The following is a 15076-nucleotide window of genomic DNA, read 5'->3' as shown; positions in this document are numbered from 1 at the left end:
AGATCCTTCAACGACGTTTAAAATGTGCCGTGAAAAATCCGTCACCCTGCGCATCTACATGGAAACGCTTGGTAAATACCTGCGTCCAGTCCGGGTTCCGCGACAGAAACGCCGCGGCCCGATCTTCGTTTTCAGATTGCAGAACCGAGCATGTCGCATAGGCCAGCGTCCCGTTTTTGGTGGTCAGCATGGCAGCGTGATCCAGGATTTTATCCTGAATTTGTGTCAATTCTTCCAGACGACCGGCTGTAAACGTCCACTTACCTTCGGGCGACCGGCGCCACGACCCGCTCCCTGAACAGGGAGCATCACATAATACGACGTCAAAGGGGCCGGCCCCGTCCAGTTCATCGGTTGTCACCTGTCTGACGGTTACACCAGCGCGGTCTGCGCGCGTGGGCAGGTCGACCATCCGGCGCGGATCGATGTCGTGGGCGAAGACAGTCGCATCGCGCAGCGCGGCCATTGCCAGCGCCTTGCCACCGCCACCTGCGCAATAATCAAGCATCCGCTCAGCTTCGGGAAGCGCCGCCACAACCGCTTGGCTGGCCGCATCCTGAAGCTCAACATCACCGTGTAAGTAACTGTCAGAGTTGCGAAGTTTCCGCTCCCCCTCTGTCACCGTCAGGGCGGTCGCGCAAAGGTCATTCCTGCGTGTTTCGATGCCGGCTTCGGCCAGTCCCTCTGCCACATCCGCGACCGTTGCCTGTGCCGTATTCACCCGGACCGAGATCGGTGCCCGCGATTGCAGAGCCTGCGCGACAGCTTCGGCGTCTGCCCCGAGCGACGCCTGAAACAGCGGTATGATCCAGTCCGGCAGGTTCCACAGGGTCGCCATATCACTTTGCGCGTCGGGGGGCGTGGCCTCTGCGTCCGACAACGGCAGTGGCGCGTGACCTTGCCCGTTGAACAGCGGCGCAAGATCGATGCCCTGCGCCCGCAAAACGCCAATCATCAACGCCCGCCCCGTGTCACCACCCCCAAGGTGCGCGGCCAGCCGCCGCTGCCGCAAGACATCGAACACATGATCGCGCACCGCAGCACGGTCCTTGGACCCTGCGTAGCGGCTGCCACGGGCCCAACGGGTCAAGGCTTGCTCCGCCGGGACACCGTCCGCCATTGTGTTCAAAATCTCGATGGCAGCAGAGATGCGCGCGCCGGGGGTCATGCTTGGGTCACGTAGATTACGCCTTTGATTTAAGGGAGTTACCCGATGCGGTAGTTGGGCGACTCGCGGGTGATCTGGACATCATGCACATGGCTTTCAGACAGACCCGCGTTGGTGATCTTGACGAAAGTGCAGTTCTTGCGCATCTCTTCGACCGTGGCGCAGCCGGTATAGCCCATGGCCGCACGCAGACCGCCGACCAATTGGTGCACAACGGCATTGGCAGAGCCTTTATACGGCACCTGACCTTCGATCCCCTCTGGCACCAGCTTGTCCGATGCGGCGTCTTTCTGGAAATACCGGTCGGCAGAGCCGCGCGCCATGGCGCCAAGGCTGCCCATGCCGCGGTAGCTTTTGAAGCTGCGGCCCTGGTACAGGATCACCTCGCCGGGGGATTCATCGGTGCCCGCAATCATGCTGCCGACCATCGCGCAGGACGCGCCTGCCGCAATCGCCTTGGCGAAATCGCCCGAGAACTTGATCCCGCCGTCAGCGATGATCGGCACATCGCCCGCGGCTTTGGCGCAATCCATGATCGCCGTCAGCTGCGGCACGCCGACGCCAGCCACCATCCGCGTTGTGCAGATCGACCCGGGCCCGATGCCAACCTTGACGGCATCCGCCCCCGCATCGATCAACGCACGGGTCGCGTCCCCTGTCGCGACGTTGCCGGCTACAATCTGCACGTCGCTCGACAATTCACGGGCACGGCGCACCGCCTCTGCGACGCCGGCAGAGTGGCCATGCGCGGTGTCGATCACGATCATGTCGACACCGGCTTCAACCAATGCTTGCGAACGCTCATAGCCCGCGTCGCCAACGGTCGTTGCCGCAGCAACGCGCAGACGGCCAAGGTTGTCTTTGCAAGCGGTGGGGTTCAGCACGGCCTGTTCGGTGTCTTTCAACGTCAGCAGACCCGTCAGCTTGCCCTTGGCGTCGGTCACCAATAGCTTCTCGATCCGGCGCGCCTTCATCAGGCTGATCGCCTCGTCGCGGTCGGCAGGCTCTTGCAGCAGCGCCAGATTGTCGGAGGACATCATCAAGCGCACCGGCGTGGCATCATCAGAGGCAAAGCGCATATCGCGGTTCGTCACAATGCCCACAACGCGGCCTGCTTCATCAACAACGGGGAAGCCCGTGACACGGTAGCGTTCCTGTAGCGCTTTGGCGTCGGCCAGGGTCTGGTCAGGGCGCAGGGTGATCGGGTTGTAGACGATACCGGATTCAAACCGTTTGACGCGGCGCACTTCCTTGGACTGTTCGTCGATCGTGAGGTTGCGGTGAATGACCCCCATGCCCCCCGCCTGCGCCATGGCAATCGCCATGCGGCTTTCGGTGACCGTATCCATCGCGGAGCTGAGCAGCGGAATGTTCAGCGCGATCGATTTGGTAACGCGGGTCCGCGTGTCAGCCGTAGACGGCAACACGTTGGATGCCGCAGGCACCAGTAGTACATCATCAAAGGTCAGAGCCTCACGAATCTCCATTTTGCACCTCGGCTTGCATGGGTTCATTTGGCGGTTTCATATTTCATGGATGGGTTTGATTGGAAAGACCCATTTGCACGCTAACTGCATTGCTCGACGCGCATACGTGATCCGCGCAGCCGCTGTAGTGGGGGTACAGGGGCACAGACAGGCGCAGATGGCAGGAATTATGCCGCATCGCGGCTTTCACCTGCCGCCTGCTACGCTATGGTGCGCCAAAGTGTTGAGGATAAAGATAGATGAGCAACGATCCCCTTGTGGTATTCACGCCTTCGGGCAAACGCGGTCACTTTGCCAAGGGCACGCCGGTGCTCACGGCGGCGCGGCAGTTGGGCGTTGATCTGGATTCCGTCTGCGGCGGGCGTGGCATCTGTTCGAAATGTCAGGTCTCGCCCGGATATGGGCAGTTCTCTAAGCACGGGGTCACCGTGGCGCCGGATGCGCTGTCCGAATGGAACAGCGTCGAACAACGCTACAAGGACAAGCGCGGTCTGATTGATGGCCGCCGTCTGGGCTGTCAGGCGCAGATCATGGGCGACGTGGTGATCGATGTGCCCGCCGAAAGCCAGGTACACAAACAGGTGGTCCGCAAACGGGCCGAGGCGCGCGATATCGTTCTCAACCCGTCGACCAAGCTCTTTTACGTCGAGGTGCAGGAACCCGACATGCACGACCCCTCGGGCGATCTGGAGAGGCTCTGCGACGCCCTGCGCGATCAGTGGCAGCTTGAAAATGTCACCGCCGATCTGCAAATCCTGCAAACGCTTCAACCTGCCCTGCGCAAGGGCGCATGGAAAGTCACCGTGGCCGTGCATTTGGGCGATGATGAGAACCCGGCCCGCATCATGCATCTTTGGCCCGGTTTCTACGAAGGGTCGCTTTACGGGCTCGCGGTCGATCTGGGCTCCACCACCATCGCGGCGCATCTGTGCGACCTGCAAACCGGAGAGGTCGTGGCCTCATCGGGCGTGATGAACCCGCAGATCCGCTTTGGCGAAGACCTGATGAGCCGCGTCAGCTATTCGATGATGAACGAAGGCGGCGCGGCAGAGATGACCCGCGCGGTCCGTGCCGGTATGAACACATTGTTCGATGAAATCAGCACCGAGGGCGGCATCGACAAGGGCATGATCGTGGATGCGGTGTTTGTCTGCAATCCGGTCATGCACCACCTGTTTCTGGGCATCGACCCGTTCGAGCTGGGGCAAGCGCCCTTTGCGCTGGCCACATCAAACGCGCTGCGCCTGCGCGCCATGGACCTGGACCTGAACATCCACCCCTCTGCCCGCGTCTATCTGCTGCCCTGCATTGCGGGCCATGTGGGCGCGGATGCCGCCGCCGTTGCCCTGTCGGAAGCCCCAGATAAATCCGACGATCTGGTGCTGGTGGTCGATGTGGGCACCAACGCCGAAATCCTGCTGGGCAACCGCGATAAAGTGCTCGCCTGCTCGTCCCCCACCGGTCCCGCCTTCGAGGGGGCGCAGATCAGCAGCGGCCAGCGCGCCGCCCCCGGCGCGATCGAACGGGTAGAGATTGACCCCGTTACCAAGATCGCCCGGTTCAAGGTGATTGGCAGCGACCTGTGGTCCGACGACCCCGCTTTCCTATCTCAGATCGGTGCCAGCGGTGTGACCGGTATCTGCGGCTCGGGCATCATCGAAATGGTCGCTGAAATGCGCATCCACGGGATCGTTGACGCCCCCGGCCTGATCGGCACGGCTGAACAAACCGGATCGGCCAATGTCTTTGCCGACGGGCGCACCAATTCCTATCTGGTCTATGATGGCACTGCCGACGGCGGACCGCGCATCACCGTGACCAACCGCGACATCCGAGAAATCCAGATGGCCAAGGCAGCACTTTATTCCGGCGCGCGGTTGCTGATGGATAAATTCGGGGTCGATCACGTGGACCGCGTTGTGCTGGCCGGTGCCTTTGGCGCCCATATCAGCCCCAAGCACGCGATGATCCTAGGCATGATCCCCGACGCCCCGCTCGACAAGGTGACATCCGCCGGGAACGCCGCAGGCACCGGCGCGCGCATTGCCCTGCTCAACACCTCCAGCCGCGCCGAGATCGAAGAGACCGTCCGCAACATCCACAAGATCGAGACCGCCATCGAACCCCGCTTTCAAGAGCATTTCGTCAACGCCTCTGCCATCCCCAACGCGGTAGAGCCCTTCCCGATCCTCAACAGCATCGTCACGCTCCCGACCGAGACCTTCAACACCGGCGGCGACAGCTCCGGCGGCACCCGCCGCCGCCGCCGCCGCTAAGGTCTGCCCGCAACCATCGGCAAAGGGCGCGTCAGGCAAAAACCCCGCTTGACGCACCCGCCACATCGGATTAAGTCACCTCACGGCGCGCGGGTATGGTGAAAAGGTATCACGGCAGCTTCCCAAGCTTTAGTTACGAGTTCGATTCTCGTTACCCGCTCCAACATTCCCTCAAATTCACATCAATCCTTTTCGGGGATCGCGACATGTCTCGCCGCTAAGGGCCGTTTGTCGATCATCGCCCTTGTCCCCACCGGTAGCATTCCGCCGTGCTTTGCGGCAGTATCTCTTTCGTAGCTTTGCCATGTCGCCCGAAAGGATACGCCAGATGTTGAAATATATGTTCTTTTGGCTGCTGTTGATCCCGACGATGGCTACCGCTGAAAAACTACCCCCTGCATCAGAACTTTTGTCTGACTGCACCGCGCCGCAGACAGATCCGGACGCCGTGCATCAATGTCTCTTTGCAATGGGCGATCAGGTGGAGCGTGACATGGTGCGCGCCTATCTCGATGCCCAAGCGGCGCTGGCTGCGTTTGATCAGGCGTTTTCGCGAAAGGCCGATGCCTCGGCGAGCGCGTTGCTGCAAAGCTCTCAGATCGCATTTGAAGAATACCGCAAATATCACTGCGCGTTTCCCGAGCGTTTGTCGTTGGGGGGAACGGCCGCGATCAATGTGACGCTGAGCTGCCGGATTGACCTGACGCGATCGCGCATTGAGCAGTTGCAAGACTACGCCACCGCACGCTGACACCACCGATCCTTTGGCGCATTACCGTGCGATGACGATATCCGCGCGCAGACCGCCCAGAGTGTCCGAACTGCCCAACCGTAGCACCCCGCCATGCGCGCGGGCAATGTCGGTCGCGATAGCAAGGCCAAGGCCCACGCCGCCGCTGCCACTGTTCTGATTGCGCGCGGGGTCAAGCCGCGAGAACGGGCGCACGGCCTCGATGCGGCGATCCTCGGGGATGCCGGGGCCGTCGTCCTCCACCCTGATCCGCAGGGTTTTATCCGTCAGCAGCACAGATACCTCGGCCCGCGCCCCATAGCGCACCCCGTTCGAGATCAGGTTATCCACCGCGCGCAAAATCGCCATGCGGCGCAGCCGGACGGTGCCGGTGCCGTCGCCCTCGGGTGGGAGCAAGGTCACATTGCGACCAGCGCGTTGCGCATCCTCGACCGCGGTCTGCATCAGCGCGTGCGGGTCCAGGGGTTCGGCGTCTCCCTCTGCGGTGCCTTTGGCGAAATCAAGGAAGGCATCCAACATGCCTTGCATATCATCGACGTCCTGCAACAGTGGCTCCACATCGTCCTCGTCGATCATCGACAGGCCAAGCCGCATCCGCGTCAGGGGCGTGCGCAGGTCATGGCTGACCCCCGACAACATCAAGGTGCGCTGTTCAATCTGCCGCTCGATCCGTGCGCGCATATCGACAAAGGCCGCCCCCGCCGCACGCACCTCGACAGCGCCTGTCGGGGTATATGGCACGTGACGCCCGCGGCCAAAGGCTTCGGCCGCGCGGGCCAGCCGCTTGATCGGGCGCAGCTGGTTGCGCAGGTAAACGAAGGATATCAACGTCATGACAAAGCCGAAGCTGAAGGTATACACAAACAGCTGATGCGGGTTCTGCGCCGAGATCCTGCGCCTCTCGAACTGGAGATCAAGCGGGCCAAAGCGCGACTGCACATAAAGATGCACCCCCGTGGGCCGCGTCAGATCAAGGCTCAGGAAGGATGGCAAATACTCATCGAACCGCGCCACCATCACCCGACCGGAATAATCATACCACGACATCCGGTTGCGCGTCGGCACCTCGCTGGCTGACACAGGCGTTACCCCCATGTCCAGCGCGGCCAGCCGATCTTGCACCGTGGCGGGAACGGCAGCGGTGGAGGGGGCATCATCGACCACCTGCATGACCAGTTCGACCTCGCGCAGGACAGTGTCGGTCATCTGGTTGGTGACCCCCTCATAGTTCCGCTGTGCAAAGATCACGGTCATCACAAGCTGCAAGATCACCACCGGCAAAAGCAGGATCAGGGCAGCGCGCCCGTAGATGCCACGGGGCATATATCGTTTGAGCCAGACGAAGAACATGGGATAGACCTTAGCCAGCCCCCTGCCCCAGCGAAAGGCCAAACCATGCTGCCCCCTGACGACTTCGACCCCGCCATCGGTATTGCCGAGATCTTGGAACCGGGCCTGCGCCGCATCGTGGCTGACAACCCCTCGCCCATGACCTACCGTGGCACGAATACCTATCTGCTGGGCACGCGCGGCATCGCCGTGATCGACCCCGGCCCCGCGTCGCCGCGGCACCTGCAAGCGATACGCGATGCCATCGGACCCGAACAGCACATCAGCCACATCATCGTAACCCATACGCATCTGGACCATTCGCCCCTAGCGCGCGACCTCGCCCGTGCCTGCGGCGCGCCGATACTGGCCTTTGGCGACGCGTTTTCCGGCCGCTCTGCGGTGATGCAACAACTGGCCGCCGTGTCCGATATTGGCGGCGGCGAAGGCATTGATGCAGAGTTCATCCCCGATCGCCCCCTAAGTCACGGAGAGACCATCGCCGGCGACGACTGGACGCTGAGCGTGATTCACACCCCCGGCCATATTGGTAACCACATCAGCCTTGGCTGGAATGACGCCTGTTTCACCGCGGATCACGTCATGGGCTGGGCCAGCTCGCTGGTGTCGCCGCCGGATGGGGATCTGACCGATTTCATGGCCTCCTGTGCCGAACTGCAACAAAACGACTGGCGGGTGTTCTATCCGGGTCATGGCGCTGCGGTGACCGACCCTGCGGCACGGCTCGACTGGCTGGTGTCGCACCGCCTCTCGCGCGAGGCTGATATCCTGCGCGCCCTCGGCCAAGCCCCCGCCACAGCCGCCCAACTTGCTGCTGCGATCTACACCGAAACCCCGCCTGCGCTACTGGGTGCCGCGACCCGCAACGTCCTTGCGCATCTGATTGACCTTACAGGCAAAAACCGCGTCGCCCCGGTTAAATCCCTCTCTGCGACAGCCACCTTTCGCCGGGTCTGAAAATCTTTTGAAAAAATCTGGAAAAAAGTGGCAAAACCCTCTGGACGCCGGAAATTACCATAGCTATACGGTGCAGACCGTTCCGACGTAGCTCAGCGGTAGAGCAGTTGACTGTTAATCAATTGGTCGTAGGTTCGATCCCTACCGTCGGAGCCATAAAAAGCCACCAAGTTCAGTGACTTGGTGGCTTTTTTGATTTTTACTCTTTTGCCGAAAATCTTTTGGGGTAACAGTTGGGGTAACAAGACAAGGGACGGCATCCTGCAAATTTAGCATCTCACTTCGCAAGGTAAGTGACAGTTGCAAGTAAAATGCTTAGATACCTGTCGAGTGCATATTCTGCAGCTTAGTTCAGAATGGTGAGGTCAATTTGAGCGACAACTTAATGATTGACCTTGAGGCATATGAAATCCGTGCCAACTCTCTTGGGTTTGAAGCTCTATCGAGACTTCATAGCAACCTATCAAAACAGCAGAACGCCAGCCTCGGAATAGATTGCAAGCGATTAACTTGGATCGATGCTCAGCTAGGGGCATGTTTGCTAACTATTGTGAATCACGCTCGCAAAGCCGGAAATGAAATTCTTTTTTACAATATAACACCTCGGATACAAACTATCCTGAAGAAAAATAAGACTCTTTCCGGCGGAGCGGCCGACGTCCATGGAACGACAATACCTATCACAGGTTTTGACACGAACAGCGCCGTAGAGTTCTCTCAGTTCAGCAAAGCTCGATTGATGCGGCGAGAGATGCCTAAAATGAGTGACGGCCTTGTAAAGAAGTTTTTTGAAGGAATCGATGAACTGTTTGCGAATAGCTCCCTCTGGGCCAATTCTCCGATCTCCGTTTTTGCCGGCGGGCAGTACTTTCCACGTTTGGATAGGTTGGCGTTTGTGATTTCTGATGGGGGTAGAGGCATTCATGGGTCACTATCAGCTGCAGGGAAGAACTTCGCTGCGCCAGAAGATGCAATAGATTGGGCCATGGAAATGAACAACAGTGCGCGTGTTGGGGATATTCCAGGGGGACTGGGTTTAGGTATTCTTAAGGAATTCATCGGTTTGAATGGTGGTTGCCTGCTTGTATGCTCGCATGGCGGCTATTGGGAGTACAGAAACGGAACATTGAAAAAACAACGCATCGCATATCAATATCCGGGAACGGTGGTTTCCTTGGAGATCGACACTTCAGATTCAAAATCCTATCACATGAAATCCGCAGTCAATCCGCATGAAATTTGGTGATCACATGAAAACAATTAGGATATCAGTATCGTCGATAGTTGGAGGAGGTATCTGTGTCGCGGCGTCAGACGGGAAGAAGGTACACAACGAAATCCATAAGATAATTACAAGCGGAAACCGTGCAGAGCTTTCTTTCTTTGGCGTCACGAGGATGACGACAGCGTTTCTCAATGCAGCCGTGGGACAATTGTATGGTGAACTACCTGAAGATACTATAAGAAAGCACCTAGCGGCTCCAGTTGACTATCAAGATTGGCACTTAGATCGACTTAAGATGGTAGTGGAAAGAGCTAAGGTTTTTTTCGCGGACGCAAACGCTGTAGAAGAACTGTTTGACGATGGGAAAGGCGACGCCGATGAGTGAGATCATCAGTGCACATGCCGATTGCAAATTCGAAAACGAGTTCGTGTTGTTCGACACAAACGTTTGGCTTGCTATCTACGGAAATGATCCAAGGCCTGAAAAGCAGGTCTATAGTGACTTTTATGCTAGCGTTCTCGAGGCTGGGAATACTGTGATAGTAAATGAGCAGGTGATTTCCGAGTTTTTTAATAGATTTTGCAAAATGGAATTTGAGTCACTATTTGGACGAGCAAGATGGAGAGACTATAAACGACTCCGAAAAACTGACAACAACTTCAAGTCGAGGGTTTCGACTGTAAAGGATATTTGTTTAGAGATATTAAGTGACTGCACATATCAGCAATCAAACCTGCAGCAAGATTGCCTGGAAACTAATCTAAGTTTGGTAGTCGATGGAGAACTCGATTTGACCGACGCCGCGCTAGTAAGCGAATGCGCTTCTGGCAAATTTGTACTTGTCTCTCATGATGGTGATTTTGCCAAGACTAGTATTAGGTTTGTCACGGGAAATATGAAGGTACTTAAGATGAAAACTGCTGCGAGTTGAGCTTCTGCCTGCTGAATTTAATCAGCACCAATTCTTAGAAGGGTGCTGGCTCCAAGTCTTCTCATTCATTTTCAGCCTCATGCTTCCAATCCACCAGTTTGAGGGCCATTGCCGGATCAATGTCTGTTTCCTTGGCCGCTGCCATTGCTGCCACAACCGCCGTAAGCGCCCTCGCGCGGCCACCGGCATCAAACGCCTGCAATGGTCGCATTACATCCAGCTTTACCGTATTTCCCAGCTTTTCGGATGCCTCTTGCCCGATCATCGCTGCGATAGGCATAAGACCCCATTGGGCAAGGTGGCGTTGCGCCTCTCTGACCATTGGCCCCGTTGTGCTGATATTGCTTAGAGCGGGTAGAACCCCATAGACCATTTCAATGCTGGACCGTGCCGACACCAGCGTTTCCTTTGTCATAGCTTTGGATAGGTCAGGCGACACATCGGACGGCTTCAAATCAGTCTGAGGCGCAGGACCACCCGCCGCCGTAACGTTGACGGACTCACGTATTAGCACCTTGCCGCGAAACCCACGGAACCCGCGCGCCAGATCGCTCATATCTTGGTCAGGTGCCTCAGGGAACGGAATGACAGACGAACCCAGTGGCGCGTTTGCGTAGACCTCGGACAGGGCCAATTCCAGCGTTTGCAACAAACTCGCCGTAAGCCGCGCCCGCCGCAACGGGGATTGTCCGACATACGGCATACCCACATCAGCACCAACGCGCAGGTGCAGCACCTCGCCCGCCAGCACCGTCATAGACTTGCCGCCGCCCGTGTCAGAGACGCCAACACGGTAGGCCGTGGGCTTGGAATAACGTGTGGTCAAATCCCAATCCGAACACGGCAACAACCCGTCCTCGCGGATCACGAACACACATTCCCCGCGCAACGCCAGAGCGCGACCAGCCAACGCCAGCATCATCGGGGTCAGCATGTCGGTGCCTTCCACATCGGATAGGCTCAGACCGCCTTCCCAGAGGCTCACACAGCCTTGCACCGTGCCAGTGAGTTCGGCAACGCCATCAACGCCGCCGATGTAATCCGTCCGCGCTTGCATCACCTGCGTTGTGTATCCGTTGCCAGTGGACCGCGTTTCGTTCTCAGGTTCTTTCCGTTTGAATGGCCACATATCAAGCCCTCCGATATGGACGCAGCAGATCAGCCGCACCGCTATTTTGCATTGCTTTTGCAATCCATGTGGAAGGTCGTTCTAGTTCTGTTTCCGCAGCATTTTCACCCTCGCCCGAATATCGGACAGACGTAGCCGCAAATTCAGGCAATCGAGTAAATCTGCCGTAGTCGTCCTTATCAACTTGAATTAGGCAGTATTGCGTTAGCCTGTGCGCGGCCTTCGCCACCACAGTCGGAACGGCATAAGTCGTCACGCCGTCCACTTCGACACCCTCAGGCCCCACGGTTGCCGTGATCCGATACGGGCCATCACCGGGCAGGCAATATCCATATGGCCCCTCAGGCAACGTGACCTCGACCCAGCCGTTTTCCCATTTTTCGGCAGAAAGAGCCGTTACCGGTTTCAAGGGTGGCGTCCAGTCGCCTTCCCCCTCCACGGTCCAGATCACTTCTCGCGGAGTGAACCGGTGCGCGATATAGCTTTCGATCCGCTGCCAAGAATCATCTGTGGGCGCAAAGCCAAGTTCGCTTTGCCCAATATCTGGATATGAAGCCGGAATAGCTTCAACTTGCTTGATCGTTTCTGCCATGTTTAGGCCCTCCATCTGTTCAAAGTGCGATGCAGGCCAATCCCAAGCCCATCCGATTGCAATAGCCCGTCAGGCTTCCAATTTCGCGCTTCGATCTGGGTTTCTGGATAAGCGGGTCTTGTCACAATCGACATTTCGTAAAGCAAGGCTTGCAACACCGTGCGAATGACCGCATTGAACGCACCGTTTTCTGGGTCCATCCCTTCATCTTCAATCGTCTCAGGATAAGGAACCCGCCGCTTTGGTGGGAGGCGAAACCCCGGCGATATGCCGATTGCCAACCCGGCAGACACCGCCGCAAGAACGTCTTTAACATAGCTGACCTCTTGCATTTCCTCAGAAATGGTTGCCGTGAACGTCACTGCCTCAGGACGGCTTTGTTGCACAAATGGGGTGAGGGATTCCCTGTGTGAATCCAGCGTGGTAGCTGGCGAGCATGAGCAGTTGGTCCCCTACCAAGTACAAGACCAGGAACTGGCCTTCGTACAACACGGCGCTGAAGCAGCGCGGTTCGCTATCAATCTGGTTTGATCCTGAGATGTCGTGGCATGCGCCGCCGACAGGCAAGCGGGGGCGTCAGCCCGAGTTCAGCGACGCCGCGATCCAGGTTTGTCTCACAATGAAGGTGCTGTTTGGCATGCCCCTTCGGCAAACCACCGGGTTCGTCGAAAGCCTCCTTCGTCTGGCCGGGCTGGACTGGAAAGTCCCGGACTTCAGCACCCTGTGCCGCCGTCAGAAGACGCTGAGCGTCGCCATCCCTTACCGTGGCGGATCGGGACCTCTCCACCTGCTGATCGATGCCACCGGGATCAAGGCCGAGGGTGAAGGAGAGTGGAACGCACGCAAACATGGCGGTCCAAGGAAGCGCCTGTGGCGCAAGCTTCACCTCGGAATGGATGAGGAAACACTGGAGATCCGCGCGGTCGGGGTCACCACAAGCAATGTCGGCGATGCCCCGATGCTGCCCGACCTGCTGGAACAAATCCCACCGGATCAAGAGATCGCCACGATCACTGCCGATGGGGCCTATGACACGCGCAGATGCCACAATGCGATTGCCGCTCGCGGAGCTGCCGCCGTCATCCCGCCGCGCAAGAATGCGCAGCTTTGGCAGCCAACGACAGCGGGCGCTATCGCGCGAAACGAAGCCGTGAGGGCCTGCAAATATCTCGGTCGCGCCTTATGGAGAAAATTGACCGGCTATCACCGCCGAAGCCGCGCAGAGACGAAGATGAACTGCGTCAAACTCCTCGGCCAAGGTCTCATGGCGCGAGACTTCGATCGGCAGGTTGCGGAGCTCCAAGTCCGGATCGCGGTGCTCAATCGCTACACGGCCCTTGGCATACCCATCACAGAGCCCGTAGGATAAGTCCGTCTGGGGAAAGGGGCAGTCCGCTCAAACCCCTATTTGTGCAACAGAGCCCCTCAGGACTGTCTTTAATGTCCAAAGTGCCAGACCGAACCGATGCCAAAGGTTTGCCAAAGTCGTGACCAGACAACAGGTGAATGTCCTTTGCCCCGCCATGCTCAGACGGGGTGTTGATCCGATAGGCAAAAGCACCGGGCGCAATTGCCTCTTTCTTTGGCCTGCCGGAACGGCCCCCATCACTGAGGACCGCCCGTTTGCCGTAGGGAAAAGAGCCTTGCAATGCCAACGCACCGGATGCCCTTTTGCGTAGTTCCAGACCGCCGCCTGCAAAGCCTTCTAGCATCACTGAATACCAGTCAGGATTTCGAGTTGCACACCACGCGCAACCGTAACATCCATTGTGGTCAGTGCCGTCAGGCGCAATTGCCCAGACTTTGCATCACTGAACGGATCGCGGATCAGATCCACCGCCCCCCACATGCCGCAGAACACCGGAGCCACCCCGTTTGTGGATGTGGACAGGAGCGCCATGCTTTCAGCCGGATCACCAGCCGGGGCCGCGATGCCGTTGGTGGTCAGGACGGTCTTGCCCATCTTTGCCACCAAACGGTCCCACTCAGAGATTGCCAGACCGCTAATCAGTTCGTCCATGCTGTCAAAGACCTCAGGACGCAACAGTAGGTTAACCGCACCGGGGCCGCTTGCCGCGTTCGCCGTCATAAACCGCACGACCGCAGCACGGAACGCGGCATAGGACGCCGCCGCATCGATGGCCGTTTCTGTGATGCCGTAGGCGGATGCACCGGGGAAAACGCCCAAAGGCTCACCACCGGAACCAGAGCCGAGGAAAATGGCACGATCAGTCTCTTGCTGGATTGCCGCCGACATATCGCGCCGTACCGCTTGCTCCAGACCTGCACCCGCCTGTTTTAACGCCTTGCGGGTGATCTTCATTTGAACACCCAGTGTCTGATCAGGCTTCATCGGCACATCGGTCGTCGTGTAAGCTTGCGGCCCCGGCACGTCACCAGTCTCAGAGCCAGCCCAGCCCGGTTGTGCGCCACCCGTGGCAACGGGGTATTCGATTTCCCCCACGCCCACGTTGATCATCCGGCAACCCATCGCCGTTGCAGAGGAACCCGCGAACAGGCGCTCAATCGTTGGCATTGTGCGGATTGGGTCAGGAACACCGCCCGCAAGCGTTTCACCAGCACGGGTTTCCAGCGCCTCAAGGGGAACAGGGATACCTTGGAACCCGCCCGCGCTGCGCAATTCTTCCACCATTTCAGCGGTTGCACCGTCCAGCTTGCGGCCTTCATCAAGTGCCAGGGCGACTTGGCGCAATTCAAAACGGCCCGCAAGTTCGCCCCATTCTGTCTCAGAGCGGCTTTCCAGTTCGGCCCCCGCTTCTTTGCGCTCATCGTCCTCAGCTGTCAAAGCCGCACGGAACCGCGTTTCGTTGGTGCGATACTCAGCATCCAGCGTTTCCATAGACCGCGTTTCGTCCTCAGACGGTTCGGGTTTGCCTACCAAGTCGGCAAGCTGTTGACGGATTTCCGACTGACGCCGGGTGATTCTTAGTGAATCAAGCATTTGATTTCCTTTCATGCTCAACGGGATTGCGCTGCATATCTCGCAGCAGGTCGCGCCATTCTTGGCGCTTTGGGGTCAGAGGCTTGTGCCCAACCTCAATTCGGGTTTTCCGGGCATGGCAGGGGCCGCAAAGCATCTGCAAATTGCTCAGAGAATAGGAAAGTTCGGGGTGCGTTCGGACGGGTAGAATGTGGTCACATTCCAACCGCCGCCGTTCGCCACATTGGACACATTGCCAGCCGTCACG

Annotated in this window: 15 protein-coding genes and 2 tRNA genes; 9 read left to right on the top strand and 8 right to left on the bottom strand. The window is 58.3% G+C overall.

Annotated features, from left to right (window positions below; genetic code table 11):
• Positions 1-7 precede the first annotated feature (7 nt).
• Positions 8-1168, bottom strand: a complete 1161-nt coding sequence (locus tag SJY36_RS07495) for an RsmB/NOP family class I SAM-dependent RNA methyltransferase (RefSeq protein WP_386173997.1) — start codon at positions 1166-1168, stop codon at positions 8-10.
• A 38-nt stretch (positions 1169-1206) separates the two neighbouring features.
• Entirely contained in the window at positions 1207-2655 is a 1449-nt protein-coding gene (guaB, locus tag SJY36_RS07490; RefSeq protein WP_289082161.1) for an IMP dehydrogenase, read from the bottom strand.
• 239 nt (positions 2656-2894) lie between these two features.
• On the opposite strand from guaB, the gene SJY36_RS07485 reads away from it, so the two are divergent.
• The 3 genes from SJY36_RS07485 to SJY36_RS07475 all read left to right on the top strand — a co-directional run bounded on the left by SJY36_RS07485 (position 2895) and on the right by SJY36_RS07475 (position 5682).
• Positions 2895-4931 (top strand): ASKHA domain-containing protein, encoded by a 2037-nt coding sequence (locus SJY36_RS07485; RefSeq protein WP_037962505.1) that lies wholly within the window; start codon positions 2895-2897, stop codon positions 4929-4931.
• Between the two features lie 89 nt (positions 4932-5020).
• Positions 5021-5094: transfer RNA gene (locus SJY36_RS07480), tRNA-Gly, on the top strand.
• 165 nt (positions 5095-5259) lie between these two features.
• Complete coding sequence (locus SJY36_RS07475) at positions 5260-5682, top strand: lysozyme inhibitor LprI family protein (RefSeq protein ID WP_386173992.1); 423 nt, start codon at positions 5260-5262, stop codon at positions 5680-5682.
• 21 nt (positions 5683-5703) lie between these two features.
• Here SJY36_RS07475 and SJY36_RS07470 read toward each other — a convergent pair whose 3' ends face one another.
• A complete protein-coding gene (locus SJY36_RS07470) occupies positions 5704-7032 on the bottom strand; it encodes an ATP-binding protein (protein WP_386173989.1) in 1329 nt (442 codons plus the stop codon).
• A 45-nt stretch (positions 7033-7077) separates the two neighbouring features.
• On the opposite strand from SJY36_RS07470, the gene SJY36_RS07465 reads away from it, so the two are divergent.
• From SJY36_RS07465 to SJY36_RS07445, 5 genes are all read left to right on the top strand, one after another.
• A complete protein-coding gene (locus SJY36_RS07465) occupies positions 7078-7989 on the top strand; it encodes an MBL fold metallo-hydrolase (RefSeq protein WP_386173986.1) in 912 nt (303 codons plus the stop codon).
• Positions 7990-8070: 81 nt separating this feature from the next.
• A tRNA-Asn gene (locus SJY36_RS07460) sits at positions 8071-8145 on the top strand.
• A 214-nt stretch (positions 8146-8359) separates the two neighbouring features.
• On the top strand, positions 8360-9235 hold the full coding sequence (locus tag SJY36_RS07455; protein WP_237279073.1) for a hypothetical protein: 876 nt from the start codon (positions 8360-8362) through the stop codon (positions 9233-9235).
• Positions 9222-9599 (top strand): STAS-like domain-containing protein, encoded by a 378-nt coding sequence (locus tag SJY36_RS07450; protein WP_237279072.1) that lies wholly within the window; start codon positions 9222-9224, stop codon positions 9597-9599. Before SJY36_RS07455 ends, SJY36_RS07450 begins: the two co-directional genes overlap by 14 nt.
• Positions 9592-10146 (top strand): PIN domain-containing protein, encoded by a 555-nt coding sequence (locus SJY36_RS07445; protein ID WP_237279071.1) that lies wholly within the window; start codon positions 9592-9594, stop codon positions 10144-10146. The genes SJY36_RS07450 and SJY36_RS07445 overlap by 8 nt, the downstream gene beginning before the upstream one ends.
• Positions 10147-10207: 61 nt before the next feature.
• Here SJY36_RS07445 and SJY36_RS07440 read toward each other — a convergent pair whose 3' ends face one another.
• Genes SJY36_RS07440 through SJY36_RS07430 form a run of 3 tightly spaced genes read right to left on the bottom strand, consistent with a single transcriptional unit; the run spans position 10208 to position 12199 of the window.
• A complete protein-coding gene (locus SJY36_RS07440; protein ID WP_237279070.1) occupies positions 10208-11275 on the bottom strand; it encodes a phage portal protein in 1068 nt (355 codons plus the stop codon).
• 1 nt (position 11276) lies between these two features.
• On the bottom strand, positions 11277-11867 hold the full coding sequence (locus tag SJY36_RS07435) for a hypothetical protein (RefSeq protein WP_386173980.1): 591 nt from the start codon (positions 11865-11867) through the stop codon (positions 11277-11279).
• 2 nt (positions 11868-11869) lie between these two features.
• On the bottom strand, positions 11870-12199 hold the full coding sequence (locus SJY36_RS07430; RefSeq protein WP_386173977.1) for an HK97 family phage prohead protease: 330 nt from the start codon (positions 12197-12199) through the stop codon (positions 11870-11872).
• Between the two features lie 104 nt (positions 12200-12303).
• On the opposite strand from SJY36_RS07430, the gene SJY36_RS07425 reads away from it, so the two are divergent.
• Entirely contained in the window at positions 12304-13236 is a 933-nt protein-coding gene (locus SJY36_RS07425; protein WP_386172423.1) for an IS5 family transposase, read from the top strand.
• Positions 13237-13578: 342 nt separating this feature from the next.
• Here the strand turns inward: SJY36_RS07425 and SJY36_RS07420 are convergent, their stop codons facing one another.
• Positions 13579-14829, bottom strand: a complete 1251-nt coding sequence (locus SJY36_RS07420; protein ID WP_386173974.1) for a phage major capsid protein — start codon at positions 14827-14829, stop codon at positions 13579-13581.
• Positions 14822-15019, bottom strand: coding sequence for a hypothetical protein (locus tag SJY36_RS07415; protein WP_386176473.1), 198 nt, complete (start codon positions 15017-15019; stop codon positions 14822-14824). The genes SJY36_RS07420 and SJY36_RS07415 overlap by 8 nt, the downstream gene beginning before the upstream one ends.
• Positions 15020-15076: the final 57 nt, after the last annotated feature.

Source organism: Sulfitobacter sp. R86518 (genome assembly GCF_042466275.1).
GTDB lineage: Bacteria > Pseudomonadota > Alphaproteobacteria > Rhodobacterales > Rhodobacteraceae > Sulfitobacter > Sulfitobacter pontiacus.
Note: the sequence above shows the minus strand (reverse complement) of the source record. Positions and strands in the feature narration are given on the sequence as shown.